This is a genomic window from Dactylosporangium sp. CA-052675 (genome assembly GCF_050947935.1).
Classification (GTDB): domain Bacteria; phylum Actinomycetota; class Actinomycetes; order Mycobacteriales; family Micromonosporaceae; genus Dactylosporangium.
Map to the genome: position 1 here is coordinate 365,041 of NZ_CP192010.1, position 21,080 is coordinate 386,120.

General features: G+C 69.8%; 21 protein-coding genes and 2 pseudogenes. 15 read left to right on the forward strand and 8 right to left on the reverse strand.

Annotated elements, in window-relative coordinates; all coding sequences use genetic code 11:
• Nucleotides 1-76: 76 nt before the first annotated feature.
• The 6 genes from darT to ACQP1P_RS01670 all read left to right on the forward strand — a co-directional run bounded on the left by darT (nt 77) and on the right by ACQP1P_RS01670 (nt 4,755).
• Complete coding sequence (gene darT, locus ACQP1P_RS01645; RefSeq protein ID WP_433089778.1) at nt 77-769, forward strand: type II toxin-antitoxin system toxin DNA ADP-ribosyl transferase DarT; 693 nt, start codon at nt 77-79, stop codon at nt 767-769.
• Complete coding sequence (gene darG / locus ACQP1P_RS01650; RefSeq protein WP_433082403.1) at nt 766-1,848, forward strand: type II toxin-antitoxin system antitoxin DNA ADP-ribosyl glycohydrolase DarG; 1,083 nt, start codon at nt 766-768, stop codon at nt 1,846-1,848. The genes darT and darG overlap by 4 nt, the downstream gene beginning before the upstream one ends.
• Before the next feature lie 491 nt (nt 1,849-2,339).
• Nucleotides 2,340-2,648 (forward strand): hypothetical protein, encoded by a 309-nt coding sequence (locus tag ACQP1P_RS01655; RefSeq protein ID WP_433082405.1) that lies wholly within the window; start codon nt 2,340-2,342, stop codon nt 2,646-2,648.
• Nucleotides 2,649-2,651: 3 nt separating this feature from the next.
• On the forward strand, nt 2,652-3,815 hold the full coding sequence (locus ACQP1P_RS01660) for a hypothetical protein (RefSeq protein ID WP_433082407.1): 1,164 nt from the start codon (nt 2,652-2,654) through the stop codon (nt 3,813-3,815).
• A 98-nt stretch (nt 3,816-3,913) separates the two neighbouring features.
• A complete protein-coding gene (locus ACQP1P_RS01665; RefSeq protein ID WP_433082409.1) occupies nt 3,914-4,330 on the forward strand; it encodes a hypothetical protein in 417 nt (138 codons plus the stop codon).
• Nucleotides 4,327-4,755, forward strand: a complete 429-nt coding sequence (locus tag ACQP1P_RS01670; RefSeq protein WP_433082411.1) for a hypothetical protein — start codon at nt 4,327-4,329, stop codon at nt 4,753-4,755. The genes ACQP1P_RS01665 and ACQP1P_RS01670 overlap by 4 nt, the downstream gene beginning before the upstream one ends.
• A 48-nt stretch (nt 4,756-4,803) precedes the next feature.
• Here ACQP1P_RS01670 and ACQP1P_RS01675 read toward each other — a convergent pair whose 3' ends face one another.
• The 3 genes and pseudogenes from ACQP1P_RS01675 to ACQP1P_RS01685 all read right to left on the reverse strand — a co-directional run.
• On the reverse strand, nt 4,804-5,448 hold the full coding sequence (locus ACQP1P_RS01675) for a DEAD/DEAH box helicase (RefSeq protein WP_433082413.1): 645 nt from the start codon (nt 5,446-5,448) through the stop codon (nt 4,804-4,806).
• Nucleotides 5,449-5,562: 114 nt separating this feature from the next.
• A pseudogene (locus tag ACQP1P_RS01680) lies at nt 5,563-5,673 on the reverse strand (hypothetical protein); the annotation flags it as partial.
• 52 nt (nt 5,674-5,725) lie between these two features.
• A pseudogene (locus ACQP1P_RS01685) lies at nt 5,726-5,809 on the reverse strand (hypothetical protein); the annotation flags it as partial.
• 682 nt (nt 5,810-6,491) lie between these two features.
• On the opposite strand from ACQP1P_RS01685, the gene ACQP1P_RS01690 reads away from it, so the two are divergent.
• On the forward strand, nt 6,492-6,761 hold the full coding sequence (locus tag ACQP1P_RS01690; RefSeq protein ID WP_433082415.1) for a type II toxin-antitoxin system Phd/YefM family antitoxin: 270 nt from the start codon (nt 6,492-6,494) through the stop codon (nt 6,759-6,761).
• Nucleotides 6,758-7,027 carry a Txe/YoeB family addiction module toxin gene (locus tag ACQP1P_RS01695; protein ID WP_433082416.1) on the forward strand — a complete coding sequence of 90 codons (270 nt, stop codon included), beginning with the start codon at nt 6,758-6,760 and terminating at the stop codon, nt 7,025-7,027. Before ACQP1P_RS01690 ends, ACQP1P_RS01695 begins: the two co-directional genes overlap by 4 nt.
• A 294-nt stretch (nt 7,028-7,321) precedes the next feature.
• Here the strand turns inward: ACQP1P_RS01695 and ACQP1P_RS01700 are convergent, their stop codons facing one another.
• Nucleotides 7,322-7,480 (reverse strand): hypothetical protein, encoded by a 159-nt coding sequence (locus tag ACQP1P_RS01700; RefSeq protein ID WP_433082418.1) that lies wholly within the window; start codon nt 7,478-7,480, stop codon nt 7,322-7,324.
• Between the two features lie 395 nt (nt 7,481-7,875).
• Nucleotides 7,876-9,162 (reverse strand): lectin, encoded by a 1,287-nt coding sequence (locus ACQP1P_RS01705; protein WP_433082419.1) that lies wholly within the window; start codon nt 9,160-9,162, stop codon nt 7,876-7,878.
• A 404-nt stretch (nt 9,163-9,566) separates the two neighbouring features.
• On the opposite strand from ACQP1P_RS01705, the gene ACQP1P_RS01710 reads away from it, so the two are divergent.
• Both ACQP1P_RS01710 and ACQP1P_RS01715 read left to right on the forward strand, forming a co-directional pair.
• Complete coding sequence (locus ACQP1P_RS01710) at nt 9,567-10,661, forward strand: serine hydrolase domain-containing protein (RefSeq protein ID WP_433082421.1); 1,095 nt, start codon at nt 9,567-9,569, stop codon at nt 10,659-10,661.
• A gap of 132 nt (nt 10,662-10,793) precedes the next feature.
• Nucleotides 10,794-11,429, forward strand: coding sequence for a CBS domain-containing protein (locus ACQP1P_RS01715; protein ID WP_433082423.1), 636 nt, complete (start codon nt 10,794-10,796; stop codon nt 11,427-11,429).
• Between the two features lie 4 nt (nt 11,430-11,433).
• Here the strand turns inward: ACQP1P_RS01715 and ACQP1P_RS01720 are convergent, their stop codons facing one another.
• Nucleotides 11,434-12,888 (reverse strand): protein kinase domain-containing protein, encoded by a 1,455-nt coding sequence (locus tag ACQP1P_RS01720; protein WP_433082425.1) that lies wholly within the window; start codon nt 12,886-12,888, stop codon nt 11,434-11,436.
• Nucleotides 12,889-13,019: 131 nt separating this feature from the next.
• Between ACQP1P_RS01720 and ACQP1P_RS01725 the strand changes: the two genes are divergently transcribed.
• From ACQP1P_RS01725 to ACQP1P_RS01740, 4 genes are all read left to right on the forward strand, one after another.
• Complete coding sequence (locus ACQP1P_RS01725) at nt 13,020-13,331, forward strand: hypothetical protein (RefSeq protein WP_433082426.1); 312 nt, start codon at nt 13,020-13,022, stop codon at nt 13,329-13,331.
• Entirely contained in the window at nt 13,328-13,903 is a 576-nt protein-coding gene (locus tag ACQP1P_RS01730; protein ID WP_433082428.1) for a DUF7691 family protein, read from the forward strand. The genes ACQP1P_RS01725 and ACQP1P_RS01730 overlap by 4 nt, the downstream gene beginning before the upstream one ends.
• A 116-nt stretch (nt 13,904-14,019) precedes the next feature.
• The gene (locus tag ACQP1P_RS01735) at nt 14,020-14,268 is read left to right on the forward strand and encodes a PspC domain-containing protein (protein ID WP_433082430.1); all 249 of its coding nucleotides are present in this window, start codon (nt 14,020-14,022) and stop codon (nt 14,266-14,268) included.
• A 63-nt stretch (nt 14,269-14,331) separates the two neighbouring features.
• Nucleotides 14,332-15,861 (forward strand): hypothetical protein, encoded by a 1,530-nt coding sequence (locus tag ACQP1P_RS01740; protein WP_433082431.1) that lies wholly within the window; start codon nt 14,332-14,334, stop codon nt 15,859-15,861.
• Between the two features lie 16 nt (nt 15,862-15,877).
• Here ACQP1P_RS01740 and ACQP1P_RS01745 read toward each other — a convergent pair whose 3' ends face one another.
• Both ACQP1P_RS01745 and ACQP1P_RS01750 read right to left on the reverse strand, forming a co-directional pair.
• Complete coding sequence (locus ACQP1P_RS01745; protein WP_433082433.1) at nt 15,878-16,267, reverse strand: hypothetical protein; 390 nt, start codon at nt 16,265-16,267, stop codon at nt 15,878-15,880.
• Nucleotides 16,264-18,648: an AAA family ATPase gene (locus ACQP1P_RS01750; protein WP_433082435.1), complete on the reverse strand. Its 2,385-nt coding sequence runs from the start codon at nt 18,646-18,648 to the stop codon at nt 16,264-16,266. Before ACQP1P_RS01750 ends, ACQP1P_RS01745 begins: the two co-directional genes overlap by 4 nt.
• A gap of 168 nt (nt 18,649-18,816) precedes the next feature.
• Here ACQP1P_RS01750 and ACQP1P_RS01755 point away from each other — a divergent pair, with 168 nt between their 5' ends.
• Complete coding sequence (locus ACQP1P_RS01755) at nt 18,817-21,009, forward strand: esterase-like activity of phytase family protein (protein WP_433082436.1); 2,193 nt, start codon at nt 18,817-18,819, stop codon at nt 21,007-21,009.
• Nucleotides 21,010-21,080 lie beyond the last annotated feature (71 nt).

A 21,080-nucleotide genomic window follows, 5' to 3' on the forward strand; every position in this document is an offset into this window, starting at 1 on the left:
TGCCGACCAGCTACGTGGAAGCGCCTCGCCGGAGAGGGTTTCAGCTTGATCATGACAAGGAGTGCGTCGAGTGGTGATGAGTGACCACATGCGGGCGGCTCGCGATCATCGGATCTACCACTTCACCCATCTCGACAACATGAGCGAGATCCACCAGGTCGGCCGCTTGATGGGCGACGCGGCGGCGCGGCAGGGGCATATGCGCCGCGAGGTGGGCGACCCGGCGATCAAGGAGGCACGGCGGCGGCGGGTGCTTCCTCTGCCACCAGGCGGCCGGGTGGGTGACTATGTGCCGTTCTACTACGCACCTCGGTCTCCCATGATGTTCCGCATCGCATGCGACCACCGGGACGGCATTGCAGGGCGGTATCCGGGCGGCGACCGGCCACTGGTCTATCTCGTCAGCTCGGTCGGGGCGATCGTTGACGCCGGTCTGACCTGGCTGGCGACGGACGGTAACGCCGCTACGGCGACGACAGAGTTCACCGCCGACCTCGGCCGGCTCCATGACATGATCGACTGGCCCTTGATGGTGGCGGAACGCTGGAACAACACCGAAGATGATCCTGACCGACAGCGTCGTCGGATGGCCGAGTTCCTGGTCCACCAGCAGGTACCACTGTCCGCGATCCGATGGCTGGCGACCTACAGTGAGTTCTACGCAGCGCGCTTGCGCGAGACGCTCGGTGACCATGAGCTGACTGATCGAATTATTGTCAGACCCAGCTGGTATTACGGATACGAGCAGCGAAGAGGGGGTGTCCGGTGATCCAAGAGGGGCGCGGCAACCTGCTGTCGGCCGACGTAGACGCGTTGGTCAACACGGTGAACACAGTCGGTGTGATGGGTAAGGGCATCGCCTTGCAGTTCAAGCGGGCATTCCCGGACAACTTCCGCGCTTATCACGAGGCGTGCGAGCGGGGTGAGGTGCGGCTCGGCCGGATGTTCGTCGTCGACCGGGCGGTGCTCGGACAGCATAGGTTCATCATCAACTTCCCGACCAAGCGGCACTGGCGCAGTGCCTCCCGGCTCGAGGACATCAGGACTGGTCTCGACGCGTTGGTCGAGTCGATCGCTGAACACGCCATCGCCTCCGTCGCGATCCCTGCTCTCGGCTGCGGCAACGGCGGCCTGGACTGGGCGGATGTCCGGCCCCTCATCGAAGTGGCATGTGCGCGAATGCCGGATGTTCGAGCCATCATCTTCGCCCCTGAGGGCGCACCACCGCCCCGGTTGATGCCCGACGCCACGCCTCGACCTCCGCTGACGCCGCTCCGAGCGTTGCTACTCACCGCGATCGCGACCTACCTGGAGCGAGCTCGGCTGCAGGAGGTGCGAGACGGGATCAGCGAGTTAGAGATACAGAAGCTCGCTTATCTATTGCAGACAGCCGGCGTGCCCTATCGCCTCTCCTTCGTCCCCGGCCGCTACGGGCCCTACTCGCCGGATCTGTCCCGGCTCCTGACAATGCTCGAAGGCCACCACCTCACTGGCCTCGGCGATCGTTCCGCGCGCGTCACCGAGCTTGCGCCGATCAATCCCGAGACGCGCAGTCTTGAGGAAGGCGCTGCGCTCATTGGCGCACAGCCTGAGCATCTCGACCGGCTCAACACCGTTCTCAGTCTCATCGAGGGGTTCGAGACGCCTTACAGCCTCGAACTTCTGGCCACTGTGCACTTCGCCGCGATACAGCCCCCCGCAACCGCTGATTTCGAAACGCTCAAGCAGCGGGTCGCCTCTTGGAGTCTGCGGAAGGCACGCCTGTTCACCGACGCCCACATTCGACTTGCGGCCGATCGGCTGGCCGACCACGGATTCTTGAAGGTGTCCTACGCCGTCGACGCATAGGAATCTGCCCGGCCGTCCACTGTGGATCCGACCGGGCTCGATGCGTGCTCCGGCGTTTCTGGACCCGGTCGCTCGTCCTGGACCCAACCCGTCGCGCTGGACCCAAATCCGGACAGAGACCCATCAATCAGCACCGACAATACTCGCAAAACGGACATAACTCGCCTTGTAATCGGAAGGTTTGGGTCCGGATCCGGCAGTTCGCTACCCGCCGGTCCGTCGGGCCGGCGTTCGTGCTCCTTCGTGCTCGGCGCGCCGCCTGGGCGTGCCGTTTGTGCGCCACGCCGTAGATCTCGGTCTGGGTGGCCTTTGCGCCGATGCATCGGCTTCGGTAACGCGGCGAGCACGTTGGCGGTCTTGTTCCCTCAGTCGCACTGTTCGCGGGCGGCGGGGGATACCCTGCGAAGCGCTGTCCAGAGGCCCAGCGCGCAGTTGGCGGTGCGATCGGTCCTCTCGCGCAGGTCGGTCGATGGTCGGGCTACCCTGCGTCGGTGAGCTTGCTGAAACGGTCACAGCTCGATGGCCTGGTCGAGGAGGCGACCGTTGACTGCTACAACGAGGACGAGCAGTTGACGGGCCTGTTCACCATGATCGAGGACAATCTCGCGCTGCCGTTCACGACGCTGGTCCTCGGCGTCGAGGTCACGGTGCGCCGAGTGGACCTGCGCGGCGACCGGATCGTGGCGATCTGCCATCGGGGTCGTGAGCGGCAGGCGATCGCGATCCTGGACCTTCCGTTGCCGGATCCGCCGCCCGACGGCGCGCAGTGGATCGAGGTGTACCGGCACTGGGGTGGATGACGCGTGAGCGAGTACCAGTACTACGAGTTCGTGGCGATCGACCGGCCATTGACGGCGGCCGAGCAGGGCGAGCTGCGGGCGGTGTCGACGCGTGGCCGGATCAGTGCGTCGAGCTTCGTCAACGACTACCAGTGGGGTGACCTGAAAGCCGATCCGCACAAGTGGATGGAGCGATACTTCGACGCTCACCTTTACCTGGCGAACTGGGGCACTCGCCGGATCGCGTTGCGGCTGCCGTTGCAGCTGCTGGATCCGGATCTCGCGGCGGCGTACTGCGTGGGTGATTCCGCTTCGTCGTGGGCCACGGGTGAGCATGTGATCCTCGACCTGTGCAGCACGGACGAGGACGGCGACGAAGAATGGTGGGAGGACGAAGCCGCGCTCGCGTCGATCGTTCCCGCTCGGGCGGAACTGGCTGCCGGCGACACCCGGCTGCTGTACCTGGCGTGGCTGTTGTGCGTGCAGGTCCGGGAGCTGGACGAGGATGAGCTGGAGCCGCTGGTCCCGCCCGGCCTGGGCAAGCTGTCGGGGCCGTTGCGGAGCCTCGCCGACTTTCTGCGCCTGGATATGGATCTGCTCGACACGGCGGCCCAGGCCAGCGCGCCCCTGACCCCGCAGGCCCCTTCGGCGGCAGCGTTGGCCAAGTGGGTGCAGCAGCTGCCGGTGGCGGACAAGGACGAGGTCATCGTGCGGCTGCTGCGTGGCGACGGCGCGCACCTTCGCGCTGAGTTGCTGCGACGGTACGGCGGCGGGGTGGCGACGGAGGCCGTGGATGGCGGTCGGGCGGTGGGCGAGTTGCTGGCCGGCGCCGAGACGCGCTGGGCGGGCCGGCAGCGGCAGGCCGAGGAGCGTAAGGCGGCCGAACAGGCGCGCCGGGAGGCAGCGGCCGCCGCTGCCCGCGAGCAGCGCCTCGACGCGCTGGCCGTCGACCCTGAGCGGGCGTGGCAGCAGGTGGCGGAGCTGATCGCGACCAGGAAGCCCAAGGAGTACGACGCGGCGGTCGCGCTGCTGGCTGACCTGAAGGCGCTCGGCGAACGCGACGGCCAGCGCAAGGCGTTCCGCGGCCGGGTACACCAGCTGCGTCTGGAACACGCCCGCAAGCCGAGCCTGCTGGACCGCCTCGAACGCGCCGGCCTCATCGCAAGCGCCGCCGGCGAGATGCCCTGAGCGCAGACTCGCTGAAGCGTCGTACGCCAGAAGTACGTCACGTACTTGACGTACGTGTCCGGGAGTCGCATGCTGGACGAGGAACCGTTGGAGGGTGCATGTCCATTGCCGCGCATTTCGACAGCTACACGGCTGCTCGAGCGCACTTCAAGGATCTCCTCGACGCTGCTAGCCGCGGCCGGGTGGCGACTGTGCAGCGGGAGACAGGCCGGGCAGCGGTCGTGGACGCCGACCGCCTGAGGGCGAGCCTCGTCGGTGTTCTGCCATCCCCGCAAGTGGTGGCCGAGGACGGCGGATGGTCGGTGTTTCTTCCAGGGGTGCCGGTGGCCGCAGACGCCTCGACGTTCGACGACGCGATCGACGAGATGGTCCTCGCCCTTCGTGAGTACGCCGACGATTGGCAGGAACGGCTGCTGGACGCACCGAACCACCGGAACAACTGGGCACTGGTCCAGGTGGTCGAGCTCAGCGATGACGCGCAGCTGCGCGAGTGGCTGGTGGGTTCGGCCCGATGAGCTGGCCGACGCCGACCCGCCAAGATCACCAGAAGTTCTGCGAGATCGAAGGGTGGGAGCCCGTCCGGACCGCTCGCGGCCGGACTGGCACCCATCACCTCACGTACGAGCTGGCATTGCCGGACGGCCGGATTCTGCGAACCCGGATCTCCCACCCACCGGACCGCAGCACCTACGGTCCGGGCATCTGGAGTCACATCCTGCGTGACCAGCTCGACGTCACCGAGGACGTCTTCTGGGCCTGTGTGCGCGACGGTGTCAAACCGGCTCGGGGCGGGCCTGAATTGCCAACGGCCGAACCGATCCCGGCCGAGGTGGTACACCTGCTCATCACCAGAGTCGGCCTCACTGAACCGGACGTGGCGCGAATGGCGAAGGACGAGGCCATCACGCGGCTGAACCGGTATTGGGCCGAAGGCGGCTGACCCACCCTGGACGAGGGACGGGGGGCGGTTCCGCTCGACCGGTGATGCTCAGGCCGGTACCCGCCCGGCGGTCTTGGTGAAGCCGAGGGCGCGGTAGCCGGGCATGCGGCGTTGGAGCGACGCGGCGAGGATCGGCGTCGCCGGGTCGTGGTAGTCATGGACCTCGGCGGTGTCCTTACCAGGCGCTGTGCGGATCACACGTCCGGCGCATTGGACGAGCAGGCCGTCGTAGGAGATCGGGCCGGCGAGGAAGAGGGTGTCGAGCGCCGGGGCGTCGAAGCCTTCGCCGATGAACGGTGTCGTGCCGATGACGAGCAGGCCGGCTCCGGCCTTGGCGTCCGCGAGTTGGGCGACGGCGGCCCGCCGGTCGGTGGTGCTCATCGAGCCTTGCAGGACGAGCGCCTGGTACCCGCGCGCTGCGAGGGCCGCGGTGAGGGCCTCGACGTAGGCGACCCGGCGGGTGAGGACGAGACAGTTGCGTCCCCGGGCCAGCGCTGCGGCGATGTCGTCGGCGATCTGGGTGTTGCGCGCCTCGTCGGCTGCGAGGAGCCGGTTTACCTCGGCGAGGGCGCCCGGCGCGTCCAGGTCCAGGCCGGCGATCGTGAACGCGGTCTCGTGGATGTGCAGCAGCCGCTGTGGAGCGGCCTCGAACTCCAGGGCGGCTACGATGCTGCCCCGGTCCTCTTCGGTCATGGTGTGCCGGACGGGCCCGAGTTGCCAGGTGACGAGCTGGCCGAGCCCGTCGCGCCGGGTGGGCGTGGCGGTGAGGCCGAGCCAAAACTGCGCGGCGATGCGCTTGACGGAATGCTCGTACGCGGCGGCGCCGAGGTGGTGGCACTCGTCGACGATGACGTGCCCGTACCCGGCGGTCAGGGCGGCGATGTCGTCGCGCCGCGCGAGCGACGGCAGGAGCGCGATGTCGACGGTGCCGGTGAGCGGGCGTCCACCCGGCGGTGCCGGCTCGCCGGTTCTCCCAGCGCAGTGCGTACACGTCGGTGCGGGCCTGGAACAGGTCGTTGAACAACGCCAGCTTCTCCCGCACCGGTGAGCTCATCGTGACCAGACCCGGCGCGGCAAGCGGTGCCGCCAGCTGCTCGGGAGCGGGAACCGTGTGCTGCCCACGCAGATCGAGCAGACGCGACAGCCGGGCATTCTCCGCCCGTAGCCGCTCCACCTCCCGACGAAGATCAACCAGCTCGTGTTCAGTGCCCACATCGATATCCTGATAGACCAGGCATGGGCATTGTGGCGCAGGGGGCGCGTCTACGGAGGAGGCTCGGTGGTCCGGAACGCGGTGTGACGACTGAGGCCTATGCGGGGCAGCAACCTCGATGACCCCAAGCGACTGGTCACGATGTACAGGACGGTTCTGCAAAGAGGCGCAGAGCTTCGAGGACCCCGCACCTGGCTCAACGGCAAACGGCTCGCGGTCGAATGGGACGGCATGTACCTCCCGCCGTAGGTCCGCCGGCTCTGGGAGGCGCGGTTTCCGGAGCTGGATAGCGATAGCTGGTGCATGCCTTCCACAGGCGGCTCGCCGTGCCGGGCTCGCGGCCGCGGATCGGTACGGTTCCGTCCTTGCGGGCGGTCCCGCTGTCGAGGCGGGCACCTGTTCGAACGGCGCTGCGGCGAGCGAGGCGACGGACTGCTCGGCCGGGCGGCATTGCGCAAGGCCAGCATGTGGTGCCCGGAACGGGCCTGTTGTACGCTATAACGTACAACGCTCAGGAGGAGTCATGAAGGTCATCACCGCGTCCGACCTGCGCGCCAACCTCGCGAACGTGTTCGACAGCATCGAGAACGACGCCGAGGACCTCGTCGTCACTCGCAGCGGACACGAGCCGCTGGTCGTCATGCTCAAAAGCGACTACGACGCATGGCGAGAGACGGAGTACCTGTCCCGGGGAGCCAACGGTCGTGAGCTGCGTCGCCGGATCACCGAGATGGAGGCGGGAGGCGGCGTCGTGCACGAACTGGTCGAACCCGACGCCGAGACCGCCGCGTGAAACTCGTCTGGCACCCGTGTGCTTGGGACGAGTATGTCGATTGGCAAACGATCGGCCGGAAGATCCTGCGGCGGATCAACACGCTCCTCAGGGATATCCAGCGTGGCGAGGATGGGGGCATCGGCAAACCTGAACTCCTCAGGGGCGACCTGTCCGGATGGGCTTCCCGGCGGATCAACGAGGAGCATCGGCTCGTGTACCGCGTGGTAGACGCCAGCGGCGAGCTGGAAATTCTGTCCTGCCGGTATCACTACGCAGATCGGTAACGCCTCATGATCGATGGTGGCTGTTCCCCGAGCGACGCCGGCCACCATCCATTGTGGATTCTTCTGCGCTCGACGCGTGCTCTGGCGTTTCTGGACGCCGCCATCCCGCATCGGACTCGAGCCGATCGGCTAGACGGGAATCCGGCCAAGGCGGCACTAAATGGCGCGAATAATTTTCGTAAAACCGGACATAAATCGCATTCTAATCGGAAGGGTGGGGTTCAAGTCCCCCGTCGGCTCTCTCGATTAAGCCCCTGATCTGGCCGTTCATCGTGAAGTGTCGACCACCGGTGTTCAGGCTTCCATCGCCACCCGGCTTGCTTCGGCGGTGTTGTCGCCGAAGCGGTACAGCATCGGCAGGAGCTGTGCGAGGTTGCTACCGGCGGCGTGTAGCCACGCCGGCGCGACCTCCTCCCATCCACTCCAACGACCGAAGTCGGGCGGCAGGATCATCCGGAGGTGGCGCGAAGCCGGTCCGCCAAACGGTCCAGCGTCGGCAACGCGTCCAGCACGTGTGGGTAGGGCATGCCTGGGCGAGATTCAGCACAGCGCACGCGGACCCGAGGAGCTGGCCGCGGGGTGCCAAGGTCGGCACCGCCGTTGCTCGGCGCACGAGACTACGAGCGTTTCGAAGCCAGTCGCGGTGACCCGCTTCCGTGGAAGGCCAACGGTCCATGCCCAGACCGGCCCGCTCGATGAGGTGCGGGATTCAGGGGCGCCGCCAGGCAGGGCTCCTGATGCGCGTCAGCGCGCACACATCGCAGCCGCCGGGCCGGGCTCGGGCGGCGAAAGCAAACGGCTGGTCACGCCGGTGGCGTGACCAGCCGATGAGGCCAGTGTTCGGTGGTTCAGCAGGAAAGGTTGCCGCCCGCGGGGACGCCGAGGATGCCGACGAACTGGTTGTAGAGGTTGATCCGGCTCTGGACCTGGGCGGGGTTGCCGCCGTTGCACTCGATGCTGTTGATGGCCCGGATCGTGGTGCCGAAGCCCTGCCCGTTGACCATCGCGTTGTGCGACGGGGTGCCGGCGTTGCCGGTGCCGGTCATCCAGTACCACAGGCCGGTCTGCCAGGAGATCGAGGCGTTGGTGCCGACCAGGCCCGGGTTGTTGAGCAGGTCGACGCCGAGTGCGTCGCCGGCCGCCTTGTAGTTGAAGTTCCAGCTCAGCTGGATCGGGCCGCGGCCGTGGTAGGCGGACTGGCCGGCCGGGCAGCCGTAGGGCTGGCTGGTGTCGCAGTAGTGCGGCCAGTTGGCGGTGTTGATCTCGTCGATGTAGACCAGCCCACCGGTCTCGTGGCTGACGTTGGCCAGGAACGCGGCGGCCTCCTGGCGCTTGACGGTGTCGCTGCCGGTCGTGGCGAACGCCGGGTACTTCTTCATCGCGTCGACCAGCCCGGCGTACGTGTAGAAGCCGTTGCGGCTCGGGAACATCTGGTTGAACTGCGCCTCGCTCACCACGAAGCCGCTCGTGCTCGTACCGCCGCAGGAGTACGGCGACCAGAACCAGGTGCTGATGGTCGGGTCGTAACCGGGGTTGTCGTGGGTGGCCTGGTAGAGCTGTCCGTTGCTGTACCGCACGATCGCACCGGTGGCGTAGGACTGTCCGGCGACCCAGTTCGGGTAGTTGCACGAACCCGTGCCGCCGCCCGGGACCGTCCACTTCTGGTTGGCGCCGCCGTGGCAGGACCAGATCAGCAGCGGGGTGCCGTCGGCCGTGCCCCAGCCGGACGCGTCGAGGCACTTGTCGGCTTGGGGGTTGACGATGTCGTTGGCGCTGCTGACGGCCCACTGCTGGGCGCCGGTGCCGTTGCAGTCCCACAGTTGGACCTTGGCCCCGTCGGCGGTGGAGCCGCCGGAGACGTCGAGGCATTTGCCGAGGGCGCGGATCGTACCGTCGGTGCCCACGGTCCAGTTCTGGGCGTTGGTGCCGTTGCAGGTCCACAGCTGGATCTGGGTGCCGTTTGCGGTGTTGGCGCCGGCGACGTCGACGCACTTGCCGCCGTATCCGGAGATGGCACCCGTGCCCGCGGCGGCCGCGGTGCCGGGGCTGAATGCGATGAGGGATGCGGCGCCGAGCACGAGAGCGGCTGCCGCGACGAGCACCCGACGCAGATGCGCCGATCTCGATCTGTCCATTGGGGACGCTCCTGGGGAGGGAAGTCGGGCCGAGGCGGGTACCCGGTTCTAGGGCGTCTTTGTATCGCAATTTCGACTGACTGTAAAGATTGTTTACTTTTGTTCGGGCGCCGTAAGAGTGTCGATGGATTCGCTGCGCCGAGCTGGAGGCCAATCTCCGCCATCCATTGTGGAACCGGTCGGGCTCGACGTGTGCTCCGGCTCGGTCGGCTGGCTCCCGTCGGTGCCGTGCTGATCGAGCGCCGCTGACACGGGTGCGCCGTGCCCGTACACGGGAAGGGGGCCGCTGACACCGCTCGAGCGCGCGTGTTCGTGCGCTGTCAGAGCGGTGTCAGTGGCGGTGGCCATGGTTCTTGTGCACCCGGACGGACGGGCCGGTCAGGGCGATACACAAGGAGCGTCACATGTCGAACGTCGCAGATGCCCAGCAGCAGAACCATTTCCAGCGGGCAATCGAAGAGATCGTCGACTCCGGGTTCATCGGCGTGCAGGTGCGGGTGCACGGCGAGCAGGGCGAGTGGGTCGGCAGCGCCGGGGCGAGCGAGTTGAACGGCCGTACAAAGCCAGTGACGGACGGGCATCATCGCATCGGCAGCAACACGAAGACCTTCGTCGCGACGCTGGTGCTGCGACTGATCGGTGAGGGCCGGTTGGGGTTGGACGACCCGATCGCCGGTCACCTGCCCGAGTTCGGGCTGGACCCGCGGATCACCGTCCGGATGGTGCTGCAGCACACCAGCGGAGTGTTCAACTTCACCGGCGAGTACTTCGAGGACGGGACGGTAGTGCCGGGCCTGCCGAACCCGCTGCTGCAGGGCAAGGAGTGGCTGGACAACCGATTCCACGCCCACCGGCCGGACGACCTCGTGCGGTTCGCGTTGTCCAAGCCGGCGCGGTTCGAACCCGGGGCGGACTGGAGCTACGCCAACACCAACTATGTGCTCGCCCGGCTGCTCATCGAGCGGGTCACCGGCCGTGCCGTCGCCGAGGAGATGCAGCGGCTGATCAGCGGACCGCTTGGGCTGACGGGCACCATCGTGCCGTCCGGCGTGGAGATCCCTGAACCGCATGCGCACGGCTACTACCGGTACGAGGACGAGACGGTCGACGTCACCCGCCACGATCCCTCCTGGATCTCCAGTGGCGGCGACATGATTTCGACCACCCGGGACCTGCGGACGTTCATCTCCGCGCTGCTGGACGGCCGGCTCCTACCGGCTCCGCTGCTCGCCGAGATGCTGACGCCGCACCCCAAGGTCGGCTACGGCCTGGGCGTCTTCGTCCAGGACGGCCCCGACGGCGGCAAGCTCATCACCCACAACGGTGGCACCGCCGGCCACGCGGCACTGATGTACAGCACGCCTGACGGCAGGACGACCCTGACCGCCGCGTTGAACTACGTCGACGACGCCGCGATGACCCTGGCGGTGCCGTTCCAGCAGGCGACGCAGCGGCTCGTTGCCGAGGTGTTCGGCGGCAAGGACCAGTCCGCCCGGTGAGTCGGCGTTTCCCCACGCTCCCGTCGCCGCTGGCGACAGGAGCGTGGACCGCCAGGCCGGGGGCGACGTAGCGTTGGCCTAGCACCGTCGTTGTCGGCTCCCGCGTTGAGGTACCGCCGGAGGGAGGGCACCATGGCCTTCAACAAGATGATGGAGTCCGCCAAGCGTGGCCTGGCGACCAGCCGGGCCCGAGTGGACGAGACGCGAGCCCAGCGGCAGCGCGACAAGCTGCTGCACGAGCTCGGCGAGGCCAGCTACGCCGAGCACACCGGCCACGCGACACGTGAGGCCGTCGCCAGCAAGCTTCGTGCTCTGGATGAGCATGAGCAGGCGCTTCGCGACAAGCAGGAGCGGCAGGCGAGAGACATCATGCACCCGGGCGCCGAGTGCGTCGACGAAGGGGAGACCGTCGCGTCCGCCGCGCGGAAGATGCGCGACCTGGGCGTGGGATCCCTGCCGATCTGCGGGGCGGACGATCGGCTCCACGGCATCATCACCGACCGCGACATCGTCGTGCGGTGCATCGCCGAGGGGCGGGAGCCGGGCCAGGTCAGTGTGCGTGACCTGACCGGAGGTGAGGTGGTCTGGGTCGACGCTGACGCGGGCGTCAACGAGGTACTGCATCGAATGGAAGGCCACCAGGTCAAGCGACTGCCGGTCATCGAGAACCATCGCCTGGTCGGGATGATCAGCGAGTCCGACCTGGCTCGCAACCTCGACGAACGCCGGCTCGCCGAGTTCGTGGGGAAGGTCTACACGACGTCCTGAGCCGCTACCCGGATCGGGGCGGCAGGTCCGCCGCGAGCTGGTCGGCCAGGTCGCGTATCGCCGTGTAGTCGGTACTGGCGAGGGTGCCGTTCTGGTGCAGCTGGTCCAGCCGACCGACCAGGCCGTCCAGCTCCGCTGCCGCGCCCTCGTCATCGCCGCGGGCGTGGTCGCGGGCGAATCTGTCGAGGCGGCGGTTCAGGTCACGCGTGGTCAGGAAGTCCAGGCCGCCGTCGCGCACGGCGGCGCGAACCGCGGCGAGCGTCGCCTCGGTCGTGTCGCTCGGCGTCGGGCTCGGGGTGTCGCTCGGGGTGTTGCTCGGTGTGTCGGACGGCGTCGGGCTCGGCTCGTCGGTCGGTGTGTCGCTCGGTGCCGCGCTCGAGGGATCCGCGGACGGCTGTGACTGGGTCGTCTCCGCCGGAGTGGGCGCCGCGGCCGGGTGGTGGTCGGATCGGCCCGGGAGGGTCCCGAGCGCGAACACGGCGGCCGCAACCGCGCCGAGCGCCGCCAGGGCGATGCCGACCGAACGGCCCCGTCGCCGCCGGGCGGTCGGCGCGGGTGGCTCGGCGAGCACGGGCAGGCTGAGCGTTGCCGGTCGTACTGGGGCGCGGCCGCGGAACGGTGCCGGTCCAGGATCGAAGGCGGTCGTGGCGGCACCGGCCAGAACGGCACCCACCTGCGCCGCGCTGCCCGGCCGGTCCGTCGGGCGCTTGGCCAGCAGCGCGCCGACCAGATCCGCGAGGCAGGGCGGCAGACCGGGCCGTAGGACTGCCACCGGTACCGGTGCCTCATGCACCTGCTGCCAGGCGGTCTGCACCGGCGAGTCGGCGATGAACGGCGGACGGCCGGTGAGCATCGTGTACAGCACACAGCCCAGCGCGTACAGATCGGTCCGGGCGTCCACGGGCTCGCCGAGGACCTGCTCCGGCGCCATGTACGAGCTGGTGCCGATCACGGTCGCGGGCGCGGTCAGCGCGGTCTGCGCCCGGTCGGTGATGCTCGCGATGCCGAAGTCGCAGACCTTCACCTCGTCCTCCTGGCTGATGAGGATGTTGGCCGGCTTCACGTCCCGGTGCACGACCCCGGCGTTGTGCGCGGCCTCCAACGCGTCGCACACCCGCTCGGCGATGTGCGCCGCGCGCCTCGGGTCCAGCGGGCCCGCGGCCAGCTCGTCGGCGAGGCTGTGCCCCTGAACCAGCTCCATCACGAGGTACGGCGTCCCGTCGTCGACCCCGAAGTCGTACACGGCCACGATGCTCGGGTGCGACAGCCGCGCGGCGGTGTGCGCCTCGCGCTCGAAGCGCTCCGGCAGCGACGGGTCGGCGCCGCCGTCGCCGTGCAGAATCTTCACGGCCACGGGTCGGTCCAGCCGCCCGTCGACGGCCAGCCACACGTCGGCCATGCCGCCGCGGCCGATGACCGACCGCAGCTCGTACCGGCCGTTCAACAGACGCCCTGCCATGGTGGCCAACCCTGACACAATCGCCCCAATCACCGCATAGGGCCGTCGCGATACGTCACTGTGGCTGGGCGACCGGTGTCGTCCTGCCCTGGCCGGGGTGGACTCGCTGCCGGGGCAGTACGGTGGCCGCTGTGATCGAGAGCAGTGAGGACCGGGCGAACGTGACGCTCAACGTCGGCGGTGACGACCTCGGAATACCGTTTCTGACCAAGCCGATGCTGGACCTCTGGGTGCACGCGCTGCGGGGGCCGGACCCGTTCCTCATCGTCGGGCGGCCCGGCGACGACCGCCGGTTCATCCAGACCTACCGCAACGCCCCGGACGACTACACGCTCGAGCACCGCGACGGCGCCGAGGCGGACATCGTGTCCACCGCGGTCGATGCGCCCGGCGCGGTGGTCGACCTGATCTGGGACTGGGTGCGCGAAGGGGCCGGCCGATGAGCTACGCGATCATGCCCTTCAAGATTCGGCTGGACGCCCTGAACGAGGTGCTGGCCCTGCGAGACGAGGCGCTCTTCGCCTGGCTTCGCGACCGCTGCCGGGCCGAGCTCGCCGACCTCGACGAGTGGAGCGACACCGAGCGCCCGGCGAGGGAGTTCCTGGCCGACCTGGTGCTCGGGCGGGTCCCCGTCGACAGGAGCGTTCACCTGTACGGGTACTGCGTCAAGGCGCTCTGCGAGCTCTGGGGCGTGCACCTGGCGAACGAGGGCTGGTGGGGGATGCGGTACGGCTGGTTCGGCACCGTCTCCGAAGCGGTCGCACGGGCCGGCGTCGAGTACGACTTCACCGGCCTCATCGCCGGCGGGCCCGGCGTCGACTGCCCCGCGCCGGACGACTTTCCCCTGATGGGGCACATCACCCGAGACCGCCTCCAGTCGCACCTCGACCGTCTGGGCGGCATCGACCTCGCCAAGCTCGACGATCGCCAGGTCGTGGCGGCCGTCGAACAGGTGAGGTCCTGGCTGCTGGAGTGCCGCCGCGACGACATGGACCTCGTCTGCTTCTACCACTGACAGCTCTCGGGGTGCGGGCATCAGGGGGTGGCCGGGGTCGGTCCCCGATGCCCGGAAGCCCCTTCGACGGCCAAGCTGAATGCATCAGATTTGGTACCTCGACAAGGGAGCCGACAATGGAAACCGTCTACGGCACGATGCGGCAGCACGGCCTCGTTCGTCCGGCGCGGGGCCGGGTGCTCGGCGGTGTCGTCGCCGGTCTCGGGCGGCGGTTCGGCATCGACCCGTGGCCCGCCCGGCTGCTGTTCGCGCTGATCCTGCTCGCCATCCCGGGCACCCAGATCCTCATCTACCCGATCCTGTGGATCCTGATGCCGGCCGAGGCCGTCGTGGCCCCGAGCGAGCGGGACGCCTCCATCGCCTGACCGGCGGGACTGGCGCGGTGTCGGTACCGTGCCGGGGAGACCGATCATGAGGAGGTCGTCCCGGTGTCCGACAGCGCGTTCCAGGACTGGCTGGTCAGCGACAGCTGGCAGGACTTCAAGCAGCAGCGGGCGATTCGCGAGATCGAGTCCTCCCTCGACGGGCAGCGCGCCGAGAGCCGGGCCCTGCGCTCGCAGCTGTCCCGGCTGCAGGGCTCCCTGGAGCAGCGCCTCAGCCGCCTGATCCGCTCCTTCGACGCGTTCGTCGAGCTCAGTGACCTGCGCGCCGAGCTGGCGGGATTCGATGAGGCGGCTCGCGCACGGTACCGAATGCGTCAGGTTCTGGCCTTTCGCGCCGGTGCCGTTCCGGTCCTTCCCGCGGCCCCGGAGGACGTCGACGGGTACTGGCTGGCGCCCGCCGCCTCCGCCCTGGCCGCCCTCACCCGCGGTGAGGACGCCGCCGCCGACCTGGAGCGGGCCGCCGAGCGCGACTCCCGCCGCACCGCGCTGCTGCTCGTGATGTCCGGCGCCGCCACCGACCCCGGCCGGGTCGGCGCGGCCTTCGGCGAGCTGCTGGCCGACACGCAGCTCACGGCGGCCGAGCGCGCGGTCTGGATCGCCGCCGCCGACGGACACCTCGGCGACGCGGCCCTCGAGGTCGTCGCCGCGCGCCTGTCCGCGCTGGTCGCGGGGCTGGGCGAGGAGCGCCGCGCGGAGCTCGACCGCTCGCTGTCGGACCGTGTACACGCCGCCCCGGTGACGGGCGTGACCACCGCCGCCGATCGCCGGGCCGTCGCCGCCCTCACCGCGGGCTCCCGGTTGGCGGCTCTGCGGGATTGGGCCGAGGCGCCCGCCGCCGCGGATGCTCCGGCGGAGTCGCGGCTGGCGCTGGAGGCGCTGCTGCCCGGCCTCGTGGACGAGGGCAGCAAGGAGGAGGCCGCGACCCTGCGGCGCATCGCGGAGCTGCGCGCCGTGATCGACGATCGCGAGGTCACGCCGGCCGCGCGCTGGGACGACCCGGCCGGCCTGCCCCTGGGCCTGCTCGTGACGGACGCGTTCGGCGAGGCCCCGGGCCCCCGCGCGCTGGCCCGGCGCGTCCTGCGGGAGCGGGTGCTGGCGGTCGGCGAGGCCCTGCGGGCCGAGACCGACGTGCCGGACCCGCAGGAGCAGACGGTCACGATCGAGCGGCAGACGGTGCGCGTTCGCGCGGGCGGCCCGGCCCCGGCCGACGCGGCGGAGCTTTACAAGACGATCGAGTCGCGTCACCCCGAGCCAACGGCGAAGATCTGGCAGCGGTACGCCTGGTTCGCCGCCGCGGCCGTGCTGCTCCTGGGCGCGCCGGCGGTGCCGCTGGGCTTCGCGGTCGTGCTGGTGATCGCCGCCCTGATCTGCGCCTTCGTGGGCGTGCGCCGCATCTTCGCCGATCGCCTGGAGGCCGCCGAGCGGCAGGAGCGCCTCCGCGGCGCCCGGGAGCGGGCCGACAAGCTGGTGGAGCAGGAGCGGCAGTCCCTGGCGGACCTGTGCCGCCGCCTCGACGAGACCCGCCGCAAGGCGCCCGAGGACCTGACCGCCCTCCGCGCCGCCCTGGCCTCGTGACGCAAACCCGCGACCTTCACGGCGCGATCGGCCCGGCCTCCGCGTCGCGCAGGTCGGCGACCAGCTCCGTCACCGTGTCCCGCAACCGGCGCAGCTCGCCGGCGGTGAGGCCGAGCTCGTAGCAGTGGTGGTGCCCGGCGCGGGACAGCGCCCACCACGCGTAGCCGGCGTCGGCGGCGATCCGGCGACCGGCGTACCGCTCGAGCACGAGGAACTGCGGTGCCCTTGCCCTGAGGCCGGCCACGCCGGGGTGACAGCGCCGCCAGTAGTCGTCCATCGCCGACTCCAGGGCCATCCGCAGCAGCCACGCGCAGGCGCGCGGCCACGTGCCCCGGGCGCCACGCACCACGCTGGTCAGCATCCTGTCCGCCGCGGCGAGGCAGTCCTGCGATGCGCCACCGGTCATCGCAGGGACCCCGCCAGGCGGCGGCTGTCGCGCACCAGCGTCTCAAGGTCCATGGTCCCGGCTCGATGGACGCCCTGCTTGCACGCCATGAAGGCATCGCCCGCCCAACGTCCCAGCTCCCCGTTGAGCCTCGTGAGGACCTTGCCGCTCTCGTGCATGTCGCCGAAGAGCGCCAGCGCCGCGATCTGGTTCAGGGTCAGCGCCTTCTCGATGAGCTCTTCGACGTCGGCGTGCCTGTCCCCGCGGCGGATGAAGATGCGGCGGATGCGCTCGTGGCAGGCGGCCTCCAGCGCGGAGCGGCAGAAGCCGGACACAAGCGGGTACCGGGCGGTGTCGGCAAGCTCCTCGGCCTTCAGGATGGCGACGGCGTCCGCGAGGTACCGGTCGATCGGGTCGCTGTTCTTGCGGATCTCGATCTCGGAACGGTCGCGGCGCGTGACGGCCCAGATGACGGCGTCGATGCGGAGGCGGCGGACGGCCTCCGGCAGCCGGTTGTCGTGCGTGAACACGACGACCTGCCGGGTCTGGGCCAGGCCGGCGAGCACCTGCGCGAGGCCGTCGACCTTCGACGGGTCCATGCTCTGCACCGGATCGTCGATGATGACGAAGCGGAACGGGCTGTCCTCGGCGCAGGCTCGCGGCAGGAACACCGACAGGCCCAGCGCCTGGAGCTCGCCCTGGCTCATCACGGCCATGGCGGACGTACTCGTGCCGTCCACCTTGGCCGGAAAGGCGATCGTGCGCCGGGTGTTGGCGCCGGCCAGCCGCATCCCGGCCAGCTCGACGTTGCTCTCCTGGCGCAACGCGTCCCAGATCTCCTGCGAGCGCTGTGCGAACGGCTCGAACCGCTCGTCGCGCAGCGCGGCGATGGCGGGCTTGAGCCAGTCCCGGGCGGCGTTGACGCGCTTCAGTCGCGCGTCGGCCGCGGCGGCGGCGCGGGCCTGCGGCAGCCATTCCTGCAACGCGGCTCCGTGCTCGCGCCAGGCGTCGTGGCGCTGCCGCAGCCAGGCGCGCGTGTGCGCTTGGAGTTCGGTGAGCGCCTCCAGCAGCGGGGGATAGGCGGAGAGCTCCTTCGCGTCCCACGCATCGAGCAGCGCGCGGAACCGGGCCGCGGGCTCGCCGAGCGCTTCGAGATCCTCGGACCGGATCCGGGGGCGCACGTCGAGCAGGCGCTCGGCGCGGGCGCGCACCTCCCGCAGCTGCTCGACCGCCGCGGTGTCGCGTTGCAGCCGAGCGATCGTCTCGCCGGCGCTCGCGCGCCAGGCGGCGTCGAGTGTCCCGGCACCACAGACCGGGCACGCCACGTCGCCGTGCTCGTCGTGGAAGGCGACCGCCATCCGCAGCAGCCGCGCGGCCTCGTCGGCGGCGCCCGCGGTGGCGGCGGCCAGCTCATCGGCGTGCCGCGACGCCTCCGCCAGCTCCTCGCCCAGCCGATCGACCTGCCCGAGCTCGGGGAACTCGACGGCGACCACGCGACGACCAGCGACCGCGACCGGGTCGGAGGCGTCCTCGCCGGCGTCGGCGAGCAGCCGGTCGAGGGCGTCGAGGTCGGGCACCCGCTTGGCCAGGATGGCGACGGCGTTCGCGGCCCGCTGGTCGTCGACCTCCGCCAGCGCCAGGCGCAGGGCCTCGCGCCGGGACTTGACGGTCGCGATCTGGTCGCTCAGCTCGCGGCGGGCCCGCATGAGCCGCCCGTCGGCCTCGGTCAGCGGCGTCATGCCGAGGATGGGCGCCAGGGCGTCGAAGAGTCCGCTGGGCCTGGAGGTGATGAGCCGGCCCAGATCGCCGGCGGTCAGGAACGGACGGTACGTCTCCAGTGGCTGCCGCCATCCCACCTGCGTGGTGCCGTCCCCGGCCGCCACGCTCCCGACGCCCTGGTCGGCCTCGGTGTCGTCGTCGCGCCAGCTGCGCCGCACGCGAATGGGCCGGCCGGCACCGTCGGCTCGCAGCTGTACCTCGATCTCACAGGGCGAACCGTGGTGAAGATTGCGCCAGCCGTCCTTGAACACGCTGTTCCGCTCGGCCCACCGCGCACTGTCCCCGGTGAGCGCCAGCTCGACGGCCTCGGCGAAACTGGACTTCCCGGAGCCGTTGCGCCCGACGACGAGCGTGAGGCCCGCGTTCGGCTGCAACCGCAGACTCTGCTGCCGCCCGACACCACGGAACCCGGCGACGGAGACGGACTCCAGGTACAACGGCCGCGGCCGTGCCCGCACGGCGGGATCGCGGGCGGGCAGCTCGACGGGCCGTCCGTCGAGCACGCCGTCGAGCGCCTCGTCGCCGGCGTAGGCCGCGAGCACCAGGTCGAAGACGTCGTCGGGCACGTTGTCCGCCGCCAGCCGGTCGATGAGCTGGTCGAGCAGGGGCGCGTCCTGCGTCATCGGCATCCCCTTCCGCGAGGGCGGAGATCGAACGTGCTCGGACGGGTTGGGTCCGCCCCGGACGGTACGGACCTCCTATTGGGAATAGGAGAGCCGTAACGGCCTCGTCGCTCGCCGTTTAGCCGATTGGCACCCGAAGGGCAACGTCACCGGCCAAGATCATGGCGCATGTCCCGTCGCAAGGTTTCTCTCGCGCTCGTGACGCTCGCGGTCACCTCGGCCGGGCTCGTTCCCGGCACGGCCGCCAGTGCGCACGGCAATCGCCCTGTTTTTTGGGATCGTCAGGCCACCTATCCCGTCTTCCAGAACCGGCCCGCCGGGCAGGACGCCGCCGCCGCGACGGCCGCCGAGATCTCCGCGGTCACCGAGGACGGCAAGACGCTGATCTACACCGACGCGCTCGGCAAGCGCGTCGGGTTTCTCGACATCCGCAACGCGAAGAAGCCGCAGGGCCTCGGCACGCTCGGGGTCGACGGGGAGCCGACCTCCGTCACCGTCCGGGGCGACTACGCGCTCGTCGTCGTCGACACCAGCGCGAGCTTCACGAACCCGTCCGGTGTGCTGCTGGTCGTGCGCGTCGAGGACCGCCGCATCGTGCGCACCATCGACCTCGGCGGGCAGCCGGACTCGATCGCGATCGGCAAGAGCCGGCGCTACGCCGCCATCGCCATCGAGAACCAGCGCGACGAAAGCGTGAACGGCGGGGATCTGCCGCAGGCGCCGGCCGGCTTCGTGCGGATCGTCGACTTCCCGTCGGACAATCCGGCGCGCTGGGGGGTGCGCAAGGTCGAGCTGCCCGCGGAGAAGCTCCAGGGGCTCACCGCGCCCGGGGACGCCGAGCCCGAATACGTTTCGATCAACGCGCGCGACAAGGCCGTTGTCACGCTGCAGGAGAACAACGGCATCGTCGTCATCGATCTGCGGACGGGCCGGGTGGAGAACGTGTTCTCCGCCGGTACCGCCACCGTCAGGGGCATCGACGTCAAGAACGACGGCAAGCTCGACCTCACCGGGCAGATCACCGATGTGCCGCGCGAGCCCGATGCGGTCGCCTGGGTGGACGACCGCTATGTCGCCACCGCGAATGAGGGCGACTGGAAGGGCGGGACCCGCGGCTGGACCGTTTTCGACGCGTACACCGGCCGGGTCGTCTGGGACGCCGGAAACAGCTTCGAAAACCTCGCGGTCACCTATGGGCTGCACAACGAGGGCCGCGCCGGCAAGAAGGGCACCGAGCCCGAGGGGCTCGCGATCGCCACGTTCCACGGCACGCGTTACGCGTTCGTCGGGTCGGAGCGCAGCAACTTCGTCGCGGTGTACGACATCGACAACCCCGCGAAGCCGGTCTTCAAGCAGATCCTGCCCACGACGAACGGGCCCGAAGGGCTGCTCCCCATTCCCTCGCGGGACATGCTCGCCGTTTCCAGCGAGGTCGACGACGCCTCGGTGAACGTGCGCTCGAGCGTCGGCCTGTTCGAGCTGGGCCGCGACGAGCCCGGATTCCCGAGCATCGTGAGCCGCGACCGCATCGGCTGGGGTGCGCTCGGCGCATTGTCCGCCGTTCCCGGAAAGCCCTCGCAGCTGTACTCCGTGACCGACGCCGCCTATTCGCCGACCCGCATCCTGACGATTGACGCGGCGCGGCGGCCGGCCGAGATCACGACCGAGCTGACCGTGACGGACGCGGCCGGGGCGCCGGTCGGATACGACGCCGAAGGCATCTACGCGCGGCCGCAGGGCGGTTTCTGGCTCGGGGTCGAGGGCGCGACGGGCGACGGCAACAAGCTCGTCCGGCTCGACGCGAACGGGCGGACGGTCGAGACGGTACCGCTGCCGCAGGACATCGCCGCGGGCCTTTCGAAGTGGGGCATCGAGGGCGTGACGGGCGCGGGCAACTCGCTGTTCGTGGCGCTCCAGCGCGAGCTCAGCACCGACCCCAAGGGCATCGCGCGTATCGGGCGCTACGACCTCACGAACAAGACGTGGCGGTGGTACGGCTACCAGCTGGAGACCACCGCGACTCCGGGCGACTGGATCGGCCTGTCCGAGGTCGTCGCCGTCGACGGGAACACCCTCGCGGTGATCGAGCGCGACAAGCTCAACGGTCCGAACGCCAAGATCAAGCGGGTGTACTCGGTCAAGCTCCCCGACACCGACGCGTTCCCGGTGCTGCAGAAGCGCCTGGCCGTCGACGTGCTGCCCCACCTGCGCGCCGACAACGGCTGGACGCAGGAGAAGCTCGAGGGCCTGACGATCGCCGGCGACGGCCAGGTGTACGCCATCACCGACAACGACGGCGTCCAGGACGCCACCGGCGAGACGGTCTTCCTGCGGCTGGGTCCGGCCCGGAAGCTCTTCTGAGCCTGCCCCACCCGACCCCGCCCGCGGCGTGTCCCGCACGCCGCGGGCGGGGGCCACGAAGGAGTGGTCGC

What these genes read in the sequence shown, in the direction of transcription:
- ACQP1P_RS01665 (WP_433082409.1), top strand. Translation starts at nt 3,914, where the DNA reads ATGTCCATTGCCGCGCATTTCGACAGCTACACGGCTGCTCGAGCGCAC.
- ACQP1P_RS01735 (WP_433082430.1), top strand. Translation starts at nt 14,020, where the DNA reads ATGGAAACCGTCTACGGCACGATGCGGCAGCACGGCCTCGTTCGTCCG.
- ACQP1P_RS01750 (WP_433082435.1), bottom strand. Translation starts at nt 18,648, where the DNA reads ATGACGCAGGACGCGCCCCTGCTCGACCAGCTCATCGACCGGCTGGCG.
- ACQP1P_RS01705 (WP_433082419.1), bottom strand. Translation starts at nt 9,162, where the DNA reads ATGGACAGATCGAGATCGGCGCATCTGCGTCGGGTGCTCGTCGCGGCA.
- ACQP1P_RS01690 (WP_433082415.1), top strand. Translation starts at nt 6,492, where the DNA reads ATGAAGGTCATCACCGCGTCCGACCTGCGCGCCAACCTCGCGAACGTG.
- ACQP1P_RS01730 (WP_433082428.1), top strand. Translation starts at nt 13,328, where the DNA reads ATGAGCTACGCGATCATGCCCTTCAAGATTCGGCTGGACGCCCTGAAC.
- ACQP1P_RS01670 (WP_433082411.1), top strand. Translation starts at nt 4,327, where the DNA reads ATGAGCTGGCCGACGCCGACCCGCCAAGATCACCAGAAGTTCTGCGAG.
- ACQP1P_RS01755 (WP_433082436.1), top strand. Translation starts at nt 18,817, where the DNA reads ATGTCCCGTCGCAAGGTTTCTCTCGCGCTCGTGACGCTCGCGGTCACC.
- ACQP1P_RS01700 (WP_433082418.1), bottom strand. Translation starts at nt 7,480, where the DNA reads ATGATCCTGCCGCCCGACTTCGGTCGTTGGAGTGGATGGGAGGAGGTC.
- ACQP1P_RS01715 (WP_433082423.1), top strand. Translation starts at nt 10,794, where the DNA reads ATGGCCTTCAACAAGATGATGGAGTCCGCCAAGCGTGGCCTGGCGACC.
- ACQP1P_RS01745 (WP_433082433.1), bottom strand. Translation starts at nt 16,267, where the DNA reads ATGACCGGTGGCGCATCGCAGGACTGCCTCGCCGCGGCGGACAGGATG.
- darT (WP_433089778.1), top strand. Translation starts at nt 77, where the DNA reads ATGAGTGACCACATGCGGGCGGCTCGCGATCATCGGATCTACCACTTC.
- ACQP1P_RS01675 (WP_433082413.1), bottom strand. Translation starts at nt 5,448, where the DNA reads ATGACCGAAGAGGACCGGGGCAGCATCGTAGCCGCCCTGGAGTTCGAG.
- ACQP1P_RS01720 (WP_433082425.1), bottom strand. Translation starts at nt 12,888, where the DNA reads ATGGCAGGGCGTCTGTTGAACGGCCGGTACGAGCTGCGGTCGGTCATC.
- ACQP1P_RS01710 (WP_433082421.1), top strand. Translation starts at nt 9,567, where the DNA reads ATGTCGAACGTCGCAGATGCCCAGCAGCAGAACCATTTCCAGCGGGCA.